18 protein-coding genes are annotated in these 18,105 nt (G+C 36.2%); 7 read left to right on the forward strand and 11 right to left on the reverse strand.

What is annotated here, in order from left to right:
* The 4 genes from C8N46_RS09590 to C8N46_RS09605 form a co-directional block, all read right to left on the reverse strand.
* Entirely contained in the window at nucleotides 1-870 is an 870-nt protein-coding gene (locus tag C8N46_RS09590) for a nucleoside phosphorylase (protein WP_108114680.1), read from the reverse strand.
* A complete protein-coding gene (locus C8N46_RS09595) occupies nucleotides 863-1,792 on the reverse strand; it encodes a DUF1835 domain-containing protein (protein ID WP_108114681.1) in 930 nt (309 codons plus the stop codon). Before C8N46_RS09595 ends, C8N46_RS09590 begins: the two co-directional genes overlap by 8 nt.
* Nucleotides 1,793-2,143 (reverse strand): translation initiation factor, encoded by a 351-nt coding sequence (locus C8N46_RS09600; RefSeq protein ID WP_108114682.1) that lies wholly within the window; start codon nucleotides 2,141-2,143, stop codon nucleotides 1,793-1,795.
* Nucleotides 2,144-2,367: 224 nt separating this feature from the next.
* Complete coding sequence (locus C8N46_RS09605; RefSeq protein ID WP_108114683.1) at nucleotides 2,368-3,318, reverse strand: isopenicillin N synthase family dioxygenase; 951 nt, start codon at nucleotides 3,316-3,318, stop codon at nucleotides 2,368-2,370.
* Nucleotides 3,319-3,552: 234 nt separating this feature from the next.
* Here C8N46_RS09605 and C8N46_RS09610 point away from each other — a divergent pair, with 234 nt between their 5' ends.
* The 3 genes from C8N46_RS09610 to C8N46_RS09620 all read left to right on the forward strand — a co-directional run bounded on the left by C8N46_RS09610 (nucleotide 3,553) and on the right by C8N46_RS09620 (nucleotide 8,652).
* The gene (locus tag C8N46_RS09610; protein ID WP_245896796.1) at nucleotides 3,553-5,550 is read left to right on the forward strand and encodes an alpha-ketoacid dehydrogenase subunit alpha/beta; all 1,998 of its coding nucleotides are present in this window, start codon (nucleotides 3,553-3,555) and stop codon (nucleotides 5,548-5,550) included.
* 118 nt (nucleotides 5,551-5,668) lie between these two features.
* Nucleotides 5,669-6,409 (forward strand): LytTR family DNA-binding domain-containing protein, encoded by a 741-nt coding sequence (locus C8N46_RS09615; RefSeq protein WP_108114684.1) that lies wholly within the window; start codon nucleotides 5,669-5,671, stop codon nucleotides 6,407-6,409.
* Nucleotides 6,410-6,558: 149 nt separating this feature from the next.
* Complete coding sequence (locus C8N46_RS09620) at nucleotides 6,559-8,652, forward strand: DUF2306 domain-containing protein (protein WP_108114685.1); 2,094 nt, start codon at nucleotides 6,559-6,561, stop codon at nucleotides 8,650-8,652.
* On the opposite strand, the gene C8N46_RS09625 is transcribed toward C8N46_RS09620, so the two are convergent.
* The 6 genes from C8N46_RS09625 to C8N46_RS09650 form a co-directional block, all read right to left on the reverse strand.
* The gene (locus C8N46_RS09625) at nucleotides 8,649-9,755 is read right to left on the reverse strand and encodes an acyltransferase family protein (protein ID WP_158269126.1); all 1,107 of its coding nucleotides are present in this window, start codon (nucleotides 9,753-9,755) and stop codon (nucleotides 8,649-8,651) included. The genes C8N46_RS09620 and C8N46_RS09625 overlap by 4 nt on opposite strands.
* A gap of 103 nt (nucleotides 9,756-9,858) precedes the next feature.
* Nucleotides 9,859-10,728 carry a LytTR family DNA-binding domain-containing protein gene (locus C8N46_RS09630; protein ID WP_108114687.1) on the reverse strand — a complete coding sequence of 290 codons (870 nt, stop codon included), beginning with the start codon at nucleotides 10,726-10,728 and terminating at the stop codon, nucleotides 9,859-9,861.
* Between the two features lie 50 nt (nucleotides 10,729-10,778).
* On the reverse strand, nucleotides 10,779-11,480 hold the full coding sequence (locus C8N46_RS09635) for a hypothetical protein (protein WP_108114688.1): 702 nt from the start codon (nucleotides 11,478-11,480) through the stop codon (nucleotides 10,779-10,781).
* 46 nt (nucleotides 11,481-11,526) lie between these two features.
* A complete protein-coding gene (locus tag C8N46_RS09640) occupies nucleotides 11,527-12,462 on the reverse strand; it encodes a M23 family metallopeptidase (RefSeq protein ID WP_108114689.1) in 936 nt (311 codons plus the stop codon).
* 91 nt (nucleotides 12,463-12,553) lie between these two features.
* Nucleotides 12,554-13,876, reverse strand: a complete 1,323-nt coding sequence (locus C8N46_RS09645) for a peptidoglycan DD-metalloendopeptidase family protein (protein ID WP_108114690.1) — start codon at nucleotides 13,874-13,876, stop codon at nucleotides 12,554-12,556.
* Entirely contained in the window at nucleotides 13,869-14,252 is a 384-nt protein-coding gene (locus C8N46_RS09650) for a BlaI/MecI/CopY family transcriptional regulator (protein ID WP_108114691.1), read from the reverse strand. The genes C8N46_RS09645 and C8N46_RS09650 overlap by 8 nt, the downstream gene beginning before the upstream one ends.
* A 157-nt stretch (nucleotides 14,253-14,409) precedes the next feature.
* On the opposite strand from C8N46_RS09650, the gene C8N46_RS09655 reads away from it, so the two are divergent.
* Nucleotides 14,410-14,670, forward strand: a complete 261-nt coding sequence (locus tag C8N46_RS09655) for a hypothetical protein (protein WP_108114692.1) — start codon at nucleotides 14,410-14,412, stop codon at nucleotides 14,668-14,670.
* Nucleotides 14,671-14,719: 49 nt separating this feature from the next.
* Here the strand turns inward: C8N46_RS09655 and C8N46_RS09660 are convergent, their stop codons facing one another.
* The gene (locus C8N46_RS09660) at nucleotides 14,720-15,898 is read right to left on the reverse strand and encodes a tetratricopeptide repeat protein (RefSeq protein ID WP_108114693.1); all 1,179 of its coding nucleotides are present in this window, start codon (nucleotides 15,896-15,898) and stop codon (nucleotides 14,720-14,722) included.
* Nucleotides 15,899-16,003: 105 nt separating this feature from the next.
* Here C8N46_RS09660 and C8N46_RS09665 point away from each other — a divergent pair, with 105 nt between their 5' ends.
* Genes C8N46_RS09665 through C8N46_RS09675 form a run of 3 tightly spaced genes read left to right on the forward strand, consistent with a single transcriptional unit; the run spans nucleotide 16,004 to nucleotide 18,102 of the window.
* On the forward strand, nucleotides 16,004-16,618 hold the full coding sequence (locus C8N46_RS09665) for a GntR family transcriptional regulator (protein ID WP_108114694.1): 615 nt from the start codon (nucleotides 16,004-16,006) through the stop codon (nucleotides 16,616-16,618).
* Nucleotides 16,615-17,562 (forward strand): TolB family protein, encoded by a 948-nt coding sequence (locus C8N46_RS09670; RefSeq protein WP_108114695.1) that lies wholly within the window; start codon nucleotides 16,615-16,617, stop codon nucleotides 17,560-17,562. Before C8N46_RS09665 ends, C8N46_RS09670 begins: the two co-directional genes overlap by 4 nt.
* Before the next feature lie 15 nt (nucleotides 17,563-17,577).
* Nucleotides 17,578-18,102 (forward strand): toxin-antitoxin system YwqK family antitoxin, encoded by a 525-nt coding sequence (locus C8N46_RS09675; RefSeq protein WP_108114696.1) that lies wholly within the window; start codon nucleotides 17,578-17,580, stop codon nucleotides 18,100-18,102.
* Nucleotides 18,103-18,105: the final 3 nt, after the last annotated feature.

Below are 18,105 nucleotides of genomic sequence, written 5' to 3' on the forward strand. Positions count from 1 at the left end.
TTATACTAATTTGTCTAAAGTGTATTGTATCAGTTGGTCTACGGTTTGTTTGGGTTGTTGACTAAATTCTCCCAAAGGTCTGTTGGCAATAATCGCATTCATGGAAAGTGCGCGATGTCCTAATAGATTTGCCAAACCGTAAATTCCCGCAGTTTCCATTTCGAGATTTGTTATTTTTTTTCCATTGTGATGGAAGGTCGCTAGTTTTTCATTCAGTTGTTCATCTTGTACTTGCAATCGAACTTTACGACTTTGCGGACCGTAAAAGCCAACATTTGTACCTGTAATTCCTAAAGTCGTCTGCGCTGAGGATAATTTGTCTATCAATTCCATATTTCCTTTCACAACATACGGTTCTGATTTTCTGGGAGACCAATTGGTTTGCTGTACGAATGCTTCTGTAAATTCGGTTTGCAATACATGTTCACAGTCGTAAAAATGCAATAGACTGTCAAATCCGATTGCATATTCGCTAATGACAAAGCTGTCTACAGGAATATTTTCTTGAATTGAACCCGAAGTTCCGATGCGGACAATATCCAAGCTTGTCAACTCTTTTTTTACCGTTCGCGAAGCAAAATCAATATTCACAAGCGCATCGAGTTCATTAAACACAATGTCAATATTATCTGTTCCGATTCCCGTAGAAAGCACTGTTATACGCTTTCCGCGAAGTGTTCCTGTGTGCGTCACAAACTCGCGTTTCGCTTTTTTAAGTTCAACGGTATCAAAATACTTGCTTACCGAATCTACACGATCAGGATCGCCAACTGTAATGATAATGGGCGCAATGTCTTCAGGAAGTAAATTAAGGTGATAAATACTTCCATCAGGATTTATAATGAGTTCTGACTCAGCTATTCTATTCATGTTTTGTTACTATTTGTTCTGATGGATGATAGCAGAATTTGTATTTTTCACAATTGCCAAAAATAGTTTCATCCAATACTTCTTCATAAAAGTTTTGCATTTCATCTACCGCTAAAAAACCTTCTCTGTTTAAGTCTAAACGCTCATTTTTGGTTTCGTAAAAGCGAGATAATTTGTCAATAATATGCGTTATTTGTAAATCGCCAAATCCGTAATATCCTTGATATTGGAGAATGTATCCTGTGAGTTGACGCGTATTTTTTATTTCTTCTTGACGAATGATTTTTAAAATGTGAGTTTCCAGCACATTCAATCCGCTTGCGATGTTTGGAAAACGCTTTAAATGTGCATTGATACAATTGGTTAAATATGGAAATGAAGAACGTGTAGTGACGTAGTTTTTAAAATCAATATGATTGTCAGAGCAGTATAGTTTCCATAACGTATCAGCCAGTGCAATATCAGCTTCTGTTAACAGTATTTTATTTTTATAATGCGTTAGAAGCTGTTCGTCCGAAAGTTCACCCAAACCTTTTAGTTGTGTTTCATTTTCAACCCAACCACTACACACCAAATAGATTTTACTTGAAATTTTAAGTTGTTTGATGTGACTGAGTGCTGCCAACATATTAATGTGACAAAACAAATCGTATTCAAACCATAAAACGATAGTAGAGTATTTGGAAAAATTTGTGGTGAGTAACGGAATTAAAAACGATTCATCGTATGTTAGTTCTGTATCTATGAATTGCTTTAAATACTCCATTCGTGCCTCTTTAAAAGCATCCGTTTTTAAATCATATACCGTTTTACCTTCACACAACATTTCGCGCCACACCAATTGGTCGTCTGCAACACCAATTTTTGTGAGTCTTGGTGTTAAGCTATCACCATTAACTATATGGAGTGTTTTGTGTAGCATTTATCCACCAACTCGTTTTACATTGTAATTTTCTTTTTCAAGAATTTCGATGACTTTATCTCTAAAATTCCCTTGAATGATGATTTCGCCATCTTTGACGCTTCCGCCAACACCGCATTTTACTTTCAAGAGTTTTCCTAAATCTTTTAAATCGTCTTCTGTTCCAACAAAACCTTTGATTACGGTTACTACTTTTCCACCGCGACCTTTGTTGCTAAAATGTGCTTCCAAGTATTGTTCGTCCGGCGATAATGTTTCTTCAGTTGTTCCTTCTTCTAATTCAAAATCATCATTTGTAGAAAAGACAAATCCGCCTAAATCCTCCAAACTGTTCATTTTTTTCTTTCCCATGAATGTTATATTAACGAGTGAATATATGAAAAATCATGTTCTTTTCATGAAAAAATAAGAAATTGTCTAAGAAGTACCGATTTCGTCAAACCGAACTTGATTCGGTTTCGCATAACAGTTGGAAATCCATGTGATGAGATTCTGAGTCAAGCTCAGAATGACGCTGGGTTATACTTTTTAGACAATTTCTTACTTGTGAAAATTTATCTAATTTTAAAATAAACTTACTTCTTAATCAATCCCAATTCAATCAAACGCTGATTTAAAAACTCGCCCGCAGTAATGTCTTCGTATTGTTTCGGATTGTTTTCGTCGATACAGTTTTCCAAGCAATCCAACGGCATTTCACTGATTGGGTGCATAAAGAATGGAATAGAGTAGCGGGATGTTCCCCACAATTCTCTTGGCGGATTCACCACGCGGTGAATTGTAGATTTTAGCTTGTTATTACTGTGGCGCGACAACATATCGCCTACATTAATGACCAATTCGTCTGGCTCAGCAATTGCATCCAGCCATTCGCCATCATGACGTTGTACTTGCAATCCTTTTCCGTGTGCGCCCATTAACAACGTAATTAAGTTGATATCGCCATGCGCTGCAGCACGAACCGCATCTTTTGGTTCACTCGTAATTGGTGGATAGTGAATTGGACGTAAAATACTGTTTCCATTTTTGATATAATCGTCAAAATAGAATTCATCCAAGCCTAAATACAATGCTAAAGCACGTAATACATACTTTCCAGTTTTTTCGAGCATTTTATAGGTTTCTTTCCCAACTTCATTAAAGTTTGGCAACTCTTCAACCGTAACGTTATCAGGATATTCTTCTTCTAATTTCGGATTGTCTTCTACATACTGACCAAAATGCCAAAACTCTTTCAAATCACCGACTTTTCTACCTTTGGCACTTTCTTTTCCAAACGAAACGTAACCGCGCTGTCCACCAATACCTTCAATTTCGTACTTGCTCTTCGTTTCTAAAGGCAAGGCAAAAAACTGTTTGATTTCCTCATAAAGATTATCGACCAACGCATTGCTTAAAAAATGCCCTTTTAATGCTACAAAGCCAATATCTTCGTATGCTTTTCCTATTTCGTCAATAAATTTTTGCTTGCGTTTCGGATCGTCTGATAGGAAATCGGCTAAATCTACACTTGGAATATTTTTCATGTAATTCAAATTTTATTTTACTGAAACTTAAAATTTCAAACGATTTCGAAGTTCGTCTGAAAACTGAATTGTTAATAACTTTATCAGCCTAAAAGGCTTACGAATACAAATGTAGCTAAAAATATACGGTTGAAAAAAGAGAGTTATTAACAATTGTAAAAATTCTCTCATTGCGCTTTGAGGAACCGTTTTTTTTAATGATTTTTGAATTTCGCAATTAAAGAAATACAATTCATGCCAACGACACTAAAACCAATGGTTTACGATAAAAGAAATTTGACTAACGAAACGTTGCTCAATCTATATAAAAAGATGCTGAAACCGAGAATGATAGAGGAGAAGATGCTCATTCTGCTTCGTCAAGGAAAAATCTCAAAATGGTTTGGCGGCATTGGGCAAGAAGCAATCGCAGTTGGCGTAACTTCTGCATTGACAAAAGACGAATATGTGTTGCCAATGCATCGAAATTTGGGAGTTTTTACAACGCGTGAAATTCCACTATATCGTTTGTTTTCGCAGTGGCAAGGAAAGGCGAATGGTTTTACCAAAGGACGCGACCGTAGTTTTCATTTTGGTACGCAAGAGTTTAAAATTGTGGGAATGATTTCACATTTAGGACCACAATTAGGTGTGGCAAGTGGAATTGCTCTGGCAAATAAGTTAAAAGACAACAAACAAGCCTGTGCCGTATTTACAGGCGAAGGCGGTACAAGTGAAGGTGATTTTCACGAAGCGTTAAACGTAGCTTCTGTGTGGAGTTTGCCTGTGTTGTTTTGCATTGAAAATAACGGTTACGGATTGTCCACACCAACTTCAGAGCAATATAATTGTGAGCATTTGGCAGATAGAGGCAAAGGCTACGGAATGGAATCGCACATCATTGATGGAAATAATATTTTGGAAGTCTATTCGAAAGTTTCTGAATTGGCAGATAGCATTCGCGAAAATCCGAGACCAATTTTATTGGAGTTTAAAACCTTTCGCATGCGCGGACATGAAGAAGCGAGCGGTACAAAATATGTTCCAGACGAATTGATGAATGCGTGGTCTGCGAAAGATCCGATAGATAATTATCGTAATTTTTTACTATTAGAAGGTGTGCTTACGCAAGAAATTGAAGAAGCGTATCAACAAGAAATTTCAGCCGAAATCAACGAAAACTTGCAAAAAGCGTTTGACGAAGAAAAGATTACTTCTGCTAAAAGTAATGAATTAAATGATGTATATAAAAGTTCAGTATACGAAGAAGTTACGTCAAATTCAAACACAGATAATATACGCTTTGTAGATGCCATTTCGCAAGGTTTGCAACAATCGATGGAGCGACATGATGATTTGGTCATTATGGGACAAGATGTGGCGGAATATGGTGGTGTTTTTAAAATCACGAATGATTTTATCAATCAGTTTGGAAAAGAGCGTGTGCGCAATACGCCAATCTGTGAATCTGCCATCGTTTCTGCGGCATATGGACTTTCCGTAAACGGTATGAAAGCCGTGATGGAAATGCAGTTTGCCGATTTTGTATCTAGTGGATTCAACCCGATTGTAAACTTATTGGCAAAGTCACACTATCGCTGGAATCAGCATGCCGATGTTGTGGTGCGAATGCCTTGTGGTGCAGGTGTTGGCGCAGGACCTTTTCATTCACAAACCAACGAAGCGTGGTTTACCAAAACACCAGGTTTAAAAGTGGTGTATCCAGCATTTCCGTACGATGCTAAAGGTTTGTTGGCGACAGCGATTAACGATCCGAATCCTGTATTGTTTTTTGAACATAAAGCCTTGTATAGAAGCGTGTATCAAGACGTTCCGACGGATTATTACACACTTCCGTTAGGAAAAGCATCGTTGTTAAAAGAAGGGAATGATATTACGATTATCTCTTTCGGTTCAGCGGTACATTGGGCATTGGAAACTTTAGAAAAAAACACAGATATTGCTGCCGATTTGATTGACTTACGTACATTACAACCGTTAGATACAGAAGCAATTTATGCATCCGTCAAGAAAACAGGAAAAGCCATTATTCTACAAGAAGATTCGCTATTTGGAAGTATTTCTAGCGATATTTCGGCAATGATTATGGAAAACTGTTTTGAGTATTTAGATGCGCCTGTAAAGCGTGTGGCGAGTTTGGAAACACCAATTCCATTCGATCAAGGCTTGGAGCAACAATATTTACCAAAAAACGATTTTGAAGCAGCATTGTTAGAGTTGTTAGCGTATTAGATTTCTTAGAAGTTTAGACTCCTTAGAATCTTTAGATGTGTTAGACGTACAAACCTGAATCTGGCGTGTTTAATGATTATCATTTGTTTGCTATGGTCAGCATTTTTATTTTTGTGACATGAAACAACTCAATCCATCCATAAAATTGCACTTGCTTATTGGTGCCCTTACTAGTGTTTGGATATTTCTATTTGCGTTTTTTATTCGTCCGTATGAGCATGGCAGCATGGACTTTACCATTTGGATAACCGTAAGTATAGGGTTTAGTGTACTGGCATTTGTGTGTTATGCGATAGTAAGTTTCATTCAAAAAATAATATATCAACAACTTTCCAAATGGAGTTTTCTGCTAGAAGTTGGTATGTTGCTATTGTTTTTTGTGTTATACACTGTGGCCACCTATACTTTTTACCGAAGTTCCTTAGTGAAAGGATTTTATGATTTTACGACGTTTTTACGAGAAATCATCTTGACTTCGATGCTGATTTTAACGCCAATTTTAATTCTTTTCAGAACGTATGCCATCAAATTAATTCCTTCACGAGAAGAAACAATTACGATTAAAGGTGAAAACAAACTAGACATTCTCAAAATAAAACCTTCCGATTTAATCTGCATTTCCAATTCACAAAACTATGTGGAGATTTTCTATTTAGACCAAAACGAATTGCAATCAAAATTGATTCGTACGTCCCTAAAAAAGTTACAAGCGGATTTTGATTTTTTGCTACAAATTCATCGTTCACATTTGATAAATCCGTCACATTTTAAATCGTGGAAAGATGCTTCTACCATTTTGTTGACACAAATGGAGCTTCCTGTTTCCAAAAACTACAAAGAACAGGTATTAGCGCTGTAATTTTTATACCTAAAACAGCTTATTTCATACCTAAACTGTACGTTTTCAACCTAAATAACACACTTTATACCTTTCCCTAATTCACCTATTTTTCACGACTCATTTTGATGGTATTTTTGACGCATCAATCAAAATAAAATATCAAAAAAATGAAAAAAATAGCTTGGCTCATCATCATCTATTTGTGTATGTACATCGGAATTTTTCGTCCACTAAAATATTTTCTAGCCGACGGTCCAATCGATTTACTCACAAGCAAACCCGATAAAGTACTCAACAGTGTCATTTATATGACGGCATTTTACATTCACATCACTTTTGGCGGAATTGCACTGCTCATTGGTTGGATACAATTCATCAAAAAGTTTCGCGACAAATTCCGAAAAGCACACAGAATCATTGGAAAAATATATGTGCTTTCGGTTTTAATTAGCGCGCCCGTAGGCTTTTACATTGGACTTTTTGCAAGTGGCGGCATTGTACCACAAATAGGATTCACGTTTGGTGCGTTTATTTGGTTTGTGTTTACGTATTTGGCGTATAAAGCCATTCGTAACGGAAATATTGCAAAACACCGCGAATACATGATTTACAGCTATGTTGGGAGTTTTGCCGCCGTAATGTTGCGCTTTATTTTATATCCACTCATCGAAATTACGGGCGATTTTGCATTTGCTTACAGCATTTCAGTATGGGGAAGTTGGTTGCCCAATTTCGGATTTGCCTATTTGTGGGTTCATAAGCGAGAATTGTTAATTTCTATCTACAAAAAATACAAGCTAAAACAAGTGTTGATTGGGCTTTTTATCCTTTCGGGAAGTGTCTTTTTAGTTTCACATACCAGCCCGCAAACGTGGTTGTATAAAAGTGCTTCGTTTGAAGGTGAAGCATTTCCGAAAAATACTTCCTTGACGAACTCCATCTTTACGAAAGAAAAAATTCAAGAAATCAGCAACTATCTCAAAGAAGAAGCCGAAACCACAAGTATGCTGGTGTTGGAAAATGGAAAAGTAGTGTTTGAATATGGTGATGTGTCAGAAATTAGCAATGTCAGTACGGTTCGTAAAGGTATCGTTTCACTATTGTATGGAAAATATGTAGAAAATGGCTTAATTGAGCTTAATCAAACGCTTGAAACACTCGGAATTGATGAAGAAGATGGATTGCTTTCATCTGAAAAGGAAGCGACTATTCAAGATGTATTGACGGCGCGCTCAGGTATTTTTCATGAAGCTGTACACGATGAACGTGCTATTTTTGAAAAACAAGAAAGAGGAACTAAGCCACCTGGAACGTACTTTTTGCCAAATCAGTGGGATTATAATGTGGCAGCACATATTCTGGAAGAAAAAACAGGAAGAACCATTTTTACAGAATTTCAGGAGCAACTAGCAGTTCCACTAGGTTTTCAAGATTGGAATTATCACAATCAAGATAAAACGATTCAAAAAAGTAAATCGCGTTATGCGGCGTATAATTTTCATTTATCAACTCGCGATATGGCGAAAATTGGACAATTGATGCTGCAAGAAGGAAACTGGAACGGAAAACAACTCATTTCCAAAGACTGGATTCAGAAAATCACGACCACTTTTACGCCAAAAGACACGGTAAATGCACGTTTTGATAGAGATGTGTCAAGTCCGTTGCAACAGTCATACGGCCATTTTTGGTGGATTTTTGACCGCTTTTACGACAATCCAGATTTTGAAGGTGCTTATACAGCACAGGGAGAATTTGGGCAATACATCACCGTCATTCCAAAGCGAAATATGGTAGTAGCCCACAAAACAACCGTTGATATTTACACATTATTACATTTTTCAGACAGAACTGCCACACCAACATGGCGTTATTGGTGGATTCTGCGAAAATTGTTGTTACACCGAAAACCAATCGCGTCGTTGGAAACTGAGAAATCAACCGCAGAAATCATCGAATTCATCAGAGAAAACTATACAAAAGACTCCGATTACGGAATTTCCGAGCGATTAATCAACGAGTACGGTTTGTCGTTAGCAGAAAAAGGGAGACATGAAGAAGCTATTTTGATGTATCAATTAAATCTGGAAATCTATCCCAAAGGCTATTATACACATCGTATTTATGATTATTATGCGGAAAGTCTGCGAAAACTGGGTAGAGAAGCAGAAGCATTGCCATTACTGGAAAAGTCTTTGGAATACAATCCTTGGAATACAGCATTGGAAAAGGAACTCAAGCTATTAAAAAAGTCATCTTAGCGTTTTTTCATTCCAAACAAAATTCGCGTGAGAGCAAACGGATAAATGAAAAATCTGTAGATAATTATAATAACGGGAAATGTCGTCATAAGTAATATTAGAACTTTTACACCAATTGGCATTTCCCATTGCACAATATAATACGCAAATACCACAATGACAGTTTGATGCAGGATGTAAAACGGGTAAATGGCTTCGTTCAGTTTTTTGACAAGCGTACTTTCTTTGTTGAACCAAATTTGTCCGTAGCCTAAAAGTGTAATGACAAAACTCCAGCCGACCAAACAACACACTAAATACCAAAGCATCCAGCCTTGATTTTTAGTTAAATACGGCGCAATCCATTCACCGGGAACATAATAATATGTGTAAAAAACGACGGAACTGATGATAAACAACAGGAAATTTAGCTTCCGATACTGATTCAAATGTTTCCAAGTCATATCTGCGGAAGCGAACAACATTCCCAATACAAAAAAGAAACTATAGAAAAAGGTAGATGACAAGTTAAACAGGTCTTTATCATTACTCAGATAGTAGCTTTTGAGCCACAAAAACCCTACACTCAATGGAATGACCAAGGCGAACAATCCGAAGCGTTTGGCGGTAAAATGCTTAAAAAGGTTTAAAAATTTAGCGGATTTGGTAGATTTTAGAAATAAAATCAGCGGAATGGCGATTATTGACATCCAAAATAAATTTTCAATAAACCACAAATGATTGACTTCAAAATCAGCATTTGTGTAGATTTCCCAGTAGGAAGTATACTGCGCGCGATTTTCAAAGAAGGTTTGCGGTGGCACAATGATGAAAATTCCAAAAAATAGCGGCAATAAAAGTCGCACAGAACGCTCTTTCAGAAAGTCAATCCACGTACGTTTTGAAAAAGCAAAAATGGTTCCTGTTCCTGAAATGAGAAATAATAATGGCAATCGAAATTGCTCAAAAAACACCATAATATCATCTAATAATTTGCTTGAATCTGTATTCATGATGTGAAAATCATCTCCGTTAAACGGCATACAAATATGATGTGCATAAACAGCTAAAATGGCGATAACGCGAAGCCAATCTAAATCGTATCTGCGAGTTTTTGTGTGCAAAATTGTTCGTTTTTTGATAGCACAAACGTATAAAGATTTATAACGAAATCCTTGTAAAAGTGACTGTTTACATGGTTTTGTGATGAAATACATTCAAAAGTATTCAGCTTTGTGTAGTAGCAGAAAAATAGGAATTGAAATCGCTTAACTTTGAACGCGATACAGGAACTTTTTCAGCATACTTTTGAAGCGTTAACTGATAACCTTGTGCATTTCCTTTGCACTCAATTATTTTGTCCAAATTCACCAAATAGGAGCGATGTGTTTTGTAAATATTTGAAAAGTCTTGCAACTGATTCTCCAAATCTTTTAATGTAATACGAAGTAGTTTTTTGGTGACTTTATCGTGCTGTTCGAGGAAGATTTCGGTATAATTACCTTCTACTTTGGCGAATAAAAAATCTTGTATGTAAAATTGAAAATCGCTTCCTGAAATATGACAAATTTGCGGTTCTGTAGTTATAGGGTTAGCTTTTGAAAAAGAGAGCCTTTCTAGGCTTTTGCTGTGTTTTTGAATCAATCGCTGGACGTTTAACGGTAAAATTATCAGTAATAACAACACGCCAACCATAAACGAATTTCGAATTTCTTCATACAAATAACGAAACGACCAATTGTTTGGATTGTCATAAATAATATCGCGTACCAAAAAACTTCCAATTCCAATCAAAAGCAGCGCAATACTCAAATGCAGCATTTCTTTGCCAATCGTCCAGCGAGAATCGTCTTTGATGGTAAAATTTACGATTGTAAAATACAAAAAGACAATCGGGATTGGTAACGTTGCATGCAAAACTAAAATCCAAACGTACGCTATTTTATGTTCTGTCGTGTTGACTTCAAACGGTTCAAACGCATACGAAAACACAAAAGCTAATAGTGAAATTACGCCTAAAATGACGAGTAATTGTCGCTTGTTTCCGTAAATGTACGGATACGGTTCACGAAGATATGTAATGAGTGAATTGCCCAAAAATCAGTGTTTGAAACGCAAATGTAAGTTTAAGAAGTTTTATATGAGAATCATTTCTTCAAAAAAGCTCGAATCTGCGAACCAATTTCCTGTATCGTTAGCAATACCGCTTCGTTTTTGATACGATTGGCAGCTTCTGCTTCGTTGACTTCGTTTTCCTGACGTTTTGATTGGAATTCTTTGGTCACAATCGTAGAAAATGGAATCAAACCTGTACGAACGTCTAAAATGATCAATTGTGTCGTTGCAAACGCTTTAATGTCTGACTTTGCAAATAGTTTATAACGCGCGTACAAATCGCTATTAATGCTATAAATCACCACGATATCCGATTGCGTTCGGACGGCAGCTTCGCGAATGCTGGTAAATGTCGGATTGTTAGAAATTAGTAAATCTGGAATTTGTGAAACCGTAGTCACACGATTGGATTCTTTGAAGTTTTTTGTGAATAAATCCAAATACGCTTGTTGTGATTTTAAATACTGTTCATTGTTTCCGTAGTAATAACGTTGGTTTTGCGTGCTTTCTAACTTTACCAATGAAACGCGTAAATTCTGCGGTAAGGTGTACGTTCCGTCTAAGATTTTTTGAATGTTTTCTTCTGAAATCGTTGCCGATTGATCATTGAATAACGATTTTGTAATCGGCGGATCGGGTTTGTATGCTGTTTGTGTAGGATATCCTGTTCCTGTAGTTTTAATTCCGCACGAAGAAAGTGCCAAAAACAAAAGTAAATACAAGGTGTTTTTCATACGTCGATATTAATGTAATTATTAAAATAAAGCAAGAAAACGAATTTTATTGTTTAACAATCAATTTTTGTCCAATTCGCAAGGTAGATGTTTTACGAATCGCATTGTCTTTACACAAAGACGCAATCGAAATATTGTACTTTTTGGAAATTCTAGAAAGTGTATCGCCGCGACGCACAGTATAAATCTTCGTTTCGTTGGCTTTACTTGCAATTGCTTCTGCTTCTGTAGTACACAATTCAATTTTGGATTTACGTTTCGAATTGTGTCTGTATGCGGTTGTCCAGCGACGTGTCACCCAAATTTCATTATTGCGAACTTTGTTTTCTTCGTTTGAAAAATCGAACACATATTCTGGGTGAATCGGAATTCCTTGAAACAATACTTCCAAATGTAAATGACTTCCGCGCGCATTTCCTGTGGTGCCGCCTTTTCCAATAATTTGTCCTTTTTTTACTGTATCATTGACTTTTACTAATTGTTTAGATAAATGTGCGTATACGGTTTCTAAGCCATTAAAATGGCGCACAACCACCGTTTTACCGTGTCCGGAATGGTAATTTACATAGCGAACTACGCCGTCAAACATGGTCATGACAGCATCACCTGTGATTAAATCAATGTCGATTCCGTTGTGCGGTCTGCGATTTCGCCAGCCGTAACGAGAAGTAATGACTTTTTTTCTCGGAATTGGCGATGCATACGTAGCATCTTCAAAAGTAAGCTGCAATGGATACTCTTTTTGAATCTTTTTATACGGATTAAAGACTTTCGTGTTCCAGTTTTCTGCAATCCAGTCTTTTTTGGGAGTTTTTCCTTCTTGTAATGCTTGCAATGCCAAAGAAATTGCAGGAAACACCGTGTTGATTTCAATTGTTGTACTTGCTATTGTATCAATTTCAACTGCAAGACTATCTTTTGTTTGCCCGTTCATGCTAGCAAAAATGGCGCATGCGCAAACGAGTAGATATACTTTTTTCATTATATATTCTATTTCTAAATCAATATAAATTTTTAGAGAACTGCCACTATAACGCTCTTTTTAAAAAATAATTGTAGTAGCTGTAAAAGCTTTATTCTGTGATGTATTTCAGTGGATTTAAACGCATTCCGTTTTGACGCACTTCGTAGTGTAAATGCGGCGCGGTGGACAATCCGGAATTGCCAACATAACCAATAATGTCGCCTTTTTTCACTGTTTGTCCAGCTGTGATGTTGAAACCTTGCAAATGCGCGTACAAAGTTTCAAAACCATCGGAATGCGATATGATGATTAAATTTCCCCAATTGCCTTCGTCTTTCGCTTTAATAACCGTTCCATCAGCCGTAGCAACGATTGGAGTTCCCAAAGAAGCTTTGATGTCAATGCCACCATGTGGTATTTTATCCTTCAATTTAGGATGTTTCCGAACGGCACCAAATTCTGAAGAAATATGGTCAACCGTTTTATTTTTTACAGGAAATAAGGAAGGAACTCCACTTTCGTTGATAGCAACTGGTATCAATTCGTTTAAAATGGTACTTTTTCCTGAATTTTTAAAAGCCATAAATGTCAACGCGATTACAGGAAGTAGTAATACATACGCGAGCTTTGAGTGATTTTTTGAAGGTGATTTTGTCATCATGTCTATTCGTTTTTTGAGTGTTGATTGTGAAAAATAATTATAGGCTGGATTGACTTTTGTAGGTTGTAAACTTGTCAAAAGCAGGGTTAAATACGATGATTTCTTAATGTTTTCCTTCGTTAAAACAGCAGCGTCAGCCTGAAATTCATGAATGGATTTGAGCGATTTCCTATAAAAGTAGGCGAGTGGATTGAACCATTGAAATGCAATAAACAATTCTGTCAAAATCATATCTATCGAATGTAACTTTGAAATATGTGCTTTTTCGTGCGTGAGAATGCACTTTTCAATCGTAGCAACAGTAGTTTTTGGAACAAAAACCCAATGAAAATAGGAGAACACTTCAGAAACGTTTGTAGCATATACTTTTGTATCATGAAGCATGATTTGTGTGGCTTTGCTTTGTAAACGAATTAAGCAAAAAATTGTTCGAGTAAATCGTATCAAAAAGCTTACGAACAACACTAAATACATTGAAAACATCCAAAAACCAATGGCTACAGTTTGATGATTTGTAGTTTCTACAGAAGTTAACGTAAAGCTTTCAGTGAACTCGGTAACTTCTTTTAATATTGGAAGTTCTATTGGTATTTGAAGTGTAGAAAACAAAGTGTCGCTCAATGGTAATAACAACGACAACGGAATCATGCTGACTAGAAAAATTCTATTAAACGCGTGAAAGGTAAATCGGCTAAAGATGCATTTAAAAAGCAAATAAAAACCGCTAAATACCAAACTTACTTGGAACAGATATATCAAAAAGCTATTCATCGTTTTCTTTCAAGGTTTTAATTTTTTCTTCCAAAATAGCTTTCATTTGCTCCATTTCGGTCAGATTGAGCGTATCACTTTCCGCAAAAAAAGAAGCAAACGAACTGGTAGAACCGTTAAAAAAGTTTCCAATTACATTTTTAAAATGCTGTGAAAAATATTGCTGCTTAGAAATCGCAGGGGAATATCTGCGAACCTTTCCAAAGGTTTCAAACTGTAAAAACTTTTTACGCACCAATACTCGTACTACGGTAGAGATTGTGGTGTATGCAGGTTTTGGCTCTGGAAATTGCTCAACAATGTCTTTTAAAAAAGCTTTGTCTAACTTCCAAACGTATTGCATGACTTGCTCTTCGGCTTTTGTTAACTCGTTCATGCAGCAAATATAGTAGAATATTTTAACTTATGACTATAAAAATAGTCGTAAAACTAAATTTGTAGTCGTAAAATTTAAAAATACCTAGGTATGAGGATGTTATGCTTTTTGAAAAGTAGATACTTTAGCATCATTACTAATATAAAAAATCAGAATTATGGCAGAATTAAATTTTGAAACCGTAAACGCTCAGATTGAATCTTTAGATTTGGATCAATTAGAAAAAAATATAGCTTCGAGAGCAAAAGTACAAGTACAAGCAAATGTAGCTGGAGTTGCTGCGATTCCTGCATATATATGTGAGGCTTGGAGCAAAATTGGAGGAATTATCAAATTGATTGCAAAATTTCCTTTTTTACCACCAAAATGGCGTAAAGCATTGGAATTACTCATCAAAACGATGGATAGTCTTTGTTAAATGTAACTTTAATATTTTATAGTTCGTGTCTAATTATTTCAGATACGAACTATTTCTGTAAAAACTTTTCTACCTCACTGATATAATTGTTTAAAAACTTTGTAGAAGCATCCAGTTCCTTCGCTTTTTGATACAATTCCAGCGCTTTCTCGTATTCTTTTTTATAAAAATAGTATAATCCTAAGTTGCGATACGCATAACTATTTTGATCGTCCAATTGCAATGATTGTTGAATATCTTGCAATCCAGCTTCCAATTGTCCGAGTTTCAACTTAGAAAACCCACGATTGTTCCAAGCAAAAGCAAATTTAGCATCAATTGCAATTACTTTGTCTAAATCAGCAATAGCTTTTTCGTGTTCGTGTAACAATCCGTAATTATATCCGCGATTATTCAAAGCTAGACTATTCTTGGAATCTATTTGTAAAGCTTCTGTGTAAAGATGAATTGCTTGCTCGTATTCATCAAAGAAACCGAGAATAATTCCCGCATTGATAAAATCGTCCGTAGTAAAAGTATCTTTATATTTTTCAGTAAATATCTCTTGTAGCTGCTTGGCTTTTTCTCGTTTATTGTTTTGAATATGTGCGTAAATCGCCAAGCGGTAAAACATGCCTGCATTGTGTTTTGCTTGTGGTATGGCTTCTTCAAAAATAGCCGCTGCTTTTCCAAATTCCGATTGCTCCATGTAATGCGAACCTTTTTGAAATTTTTGATACGACTTTCGAAACTGAAACAGCATCCACAATTGCATGCCATCATTATTGGTAAAAGTACCGTCGTGTAACGCTATGGAATCTCTTTTTGGAGCCATATTGTTGATAAAATCCAGCAAACACGAAAACACCAAAGCGAAAATGACCAACTTCGTAACGTCACCGAATTGATTATAATAAAGGACTAAAATACCCATCGTGGCGACAATCAACGAGAGTAGTGGACCGCAAATAGTCACTAAAAAACTCGTTCGGACAGAAATATCTTTTTCATGCATCACGCATAAACCGCCTTTCCAATAAAACAAATTGAACTTAAAAAAACATTCCAAGCGTCCGAATTGAAACTGCAACGATTTCTCAGGATTTCCCAACGAGCCCATATACACCGTGACTTTTTCATTCGTCAACAACAACGCTGGAATCGCATGTCCCAACTCATGAATCACGGTTGTTAACAAACGAAATGTCAACAAAGCAAGCATGAATATGATGGCGACTTCTATGGGCATATTAGGAATATTATTTTTGAGTTGTAAATGTAACTAAATATTCAAAAATAATTGACAAGCATAATTTTATTTGTTAAATCGTATACGATATATTATATTTACGTCATGATTGAAAAAATTAGTTATCGAGATCAGGTGCGGAATATTTTGCTAGCACGCATGAAATCTGGCGAAATGCAAGCTGGAGATAAGATTTCACTTGCACAATTGTCGCGTGAGTTAAACGTGAGCGTAACGCCAATTCGGGAAGCATTGACGCAATTACAACAAGCTAACATCATCGAATCCATTCCAAATCGCGGATTTGTGTTGCCAACGCTGAAACATGAAGAAGTAAAAAATTTATACGAATTGGTGGCGTGTTTGGAAGGTTTGGCAGTAGAAAATTCGACGTATTCGCCTGAAATCATACAAAAATTAAAAGTACAACAAGCTATTTTTCAACAAACTACAACCGCAATCGAGCGTATCAATGCCGATATGTTGTTTCATGAAGTGCTTACCTCTGCATACGAAAATCCAATAAGTGCGCAGATTTTGAGCGATTTAAAGATTCGGATTTTCTTCTATGAAAAAGGATTTATGGATGAAAACGGTTTCTACAAAGAATCTGAACATCATCATGATACAATGATTGTGCTTTTAGAAAAGAACGAAACACAAGAAGCAGCCCAAATTTTACGCGACAACTGGATGCAAATTTTAAACTATACTTCATGAAGCATATTGCGAAACTTTTTGTTGGAATCACTTTCGTGGGAATGATTTCTTGCTCCAATTCACCCAAAGTGCGCTATGTTTCAGAAACGATTTCAGCCCCTGCTATTTTTGCAGAAGGTATCATTTCAACAGCACACAACGAATTCAATCTCGATTTTACACCTGACGGAAAAACAATCTATTTTACGCGTAGAGTAGAAGGCAAACCGCAAAAAATATTCGTATCACACTTCAAAGAAAATTATTGGACAACGCCTACGGTGGCAGACTTTTCATTGAGCAGAGATGAAATGCCAGCAATTACACCTGATGGAAAACACGTGTATTTTGCCTCAACCAGACCAATTCCAAATCGTGAAAGTGAGGGTGATTTTGATATGAATATTTGGGTGACGAATCTCGAAAAAGATTCATGGAAAACTACCAAACCACTAGATTCCATCATCAATAAAGTACAAATAGATGGCGAAAAATGGCCTTCTTCCAACGAAAGTTCATTGTATACACAAGATGGAAAAACCTTCTACTTTTCAACAATGATGCGGAATACGGATGCTATCGGAATATATACAACAACACTTGAAAAGCAACAATTTACAACGCCAAAGCGAATTACAGGCTTATTTGATAAAGATTCGTATTGGACATCTTCGCCAACATTGTCACCCGACGGTAATTATTTGCTTTTTAACGCGTATGATGTGGAAGGTGGTTTTGGCGGAGAAGATATCTATGTCAGTCAAAAAACAGCAAACGGTTGGTCGAAAGCTTTGAATTTAGGAGGGTTGATTAACTCAAAAAACGAAGATGCATTTCCGAAATTTTCACGTGATGGACAGTATTTTTTCTTTGTAAGCAACCGAAAATACAAAGAAAAAGAAGACATCTGGAACATTTATAGTATAGAATCCAACTACTTACAACTTAAATCATTATTCAATTAAAAAAACAACAGTCACATGCGAATCATTTTAACCATCATCATCTGTATTACCGCATTTACCCTAACAAATGCACAACAGCATATTTCATCTAAAGAAATTACTAAAAAGAAGGAAAACGGTATTGAGAAAATCTATTACAACAATCAATTGTATTCTGGCGCGGTGACTGACAGCTACGAAAATGGCAAACCTAAATCGTGGATTTCTGTTGACAAAGGTATTATTGACGGACTTTGGCAAGAATGGTACGAAAACGGACAATTGCGTTTTAACGCGTATTGGAAAGCTGGAAAAGGTCATGGATTGTGGCAATATTTCCATGAAAATGGTGTGTTGCGACAAGAGGAATTCTACGATTTAGATCGCGCTACAGGAATTTTTAGAGAGTTTTACAACAATGGACAAGTCGCACAAAAATCAAGTTGGTTGCTTGGAAAAAAACACGGAATTTGGCAATATTACGATAGCGCAGGTATCTTAGAAAAAACAGAAACCTATCAACATAACGAGTTGATTTCAACAAAAGAAAACAAAAAATAAAAA

Origin of the sequence: Kordia periserrulae, from assembly GCF_003054265.1 — a bacterium.
In the GTDB taxonomy this organism is placed as follows: Bacteria; Bacteroidota; Bacteroidia; order Flavobacteriales; family Flavobacteriaceae; genus Kordia; species Kordia periserrulae.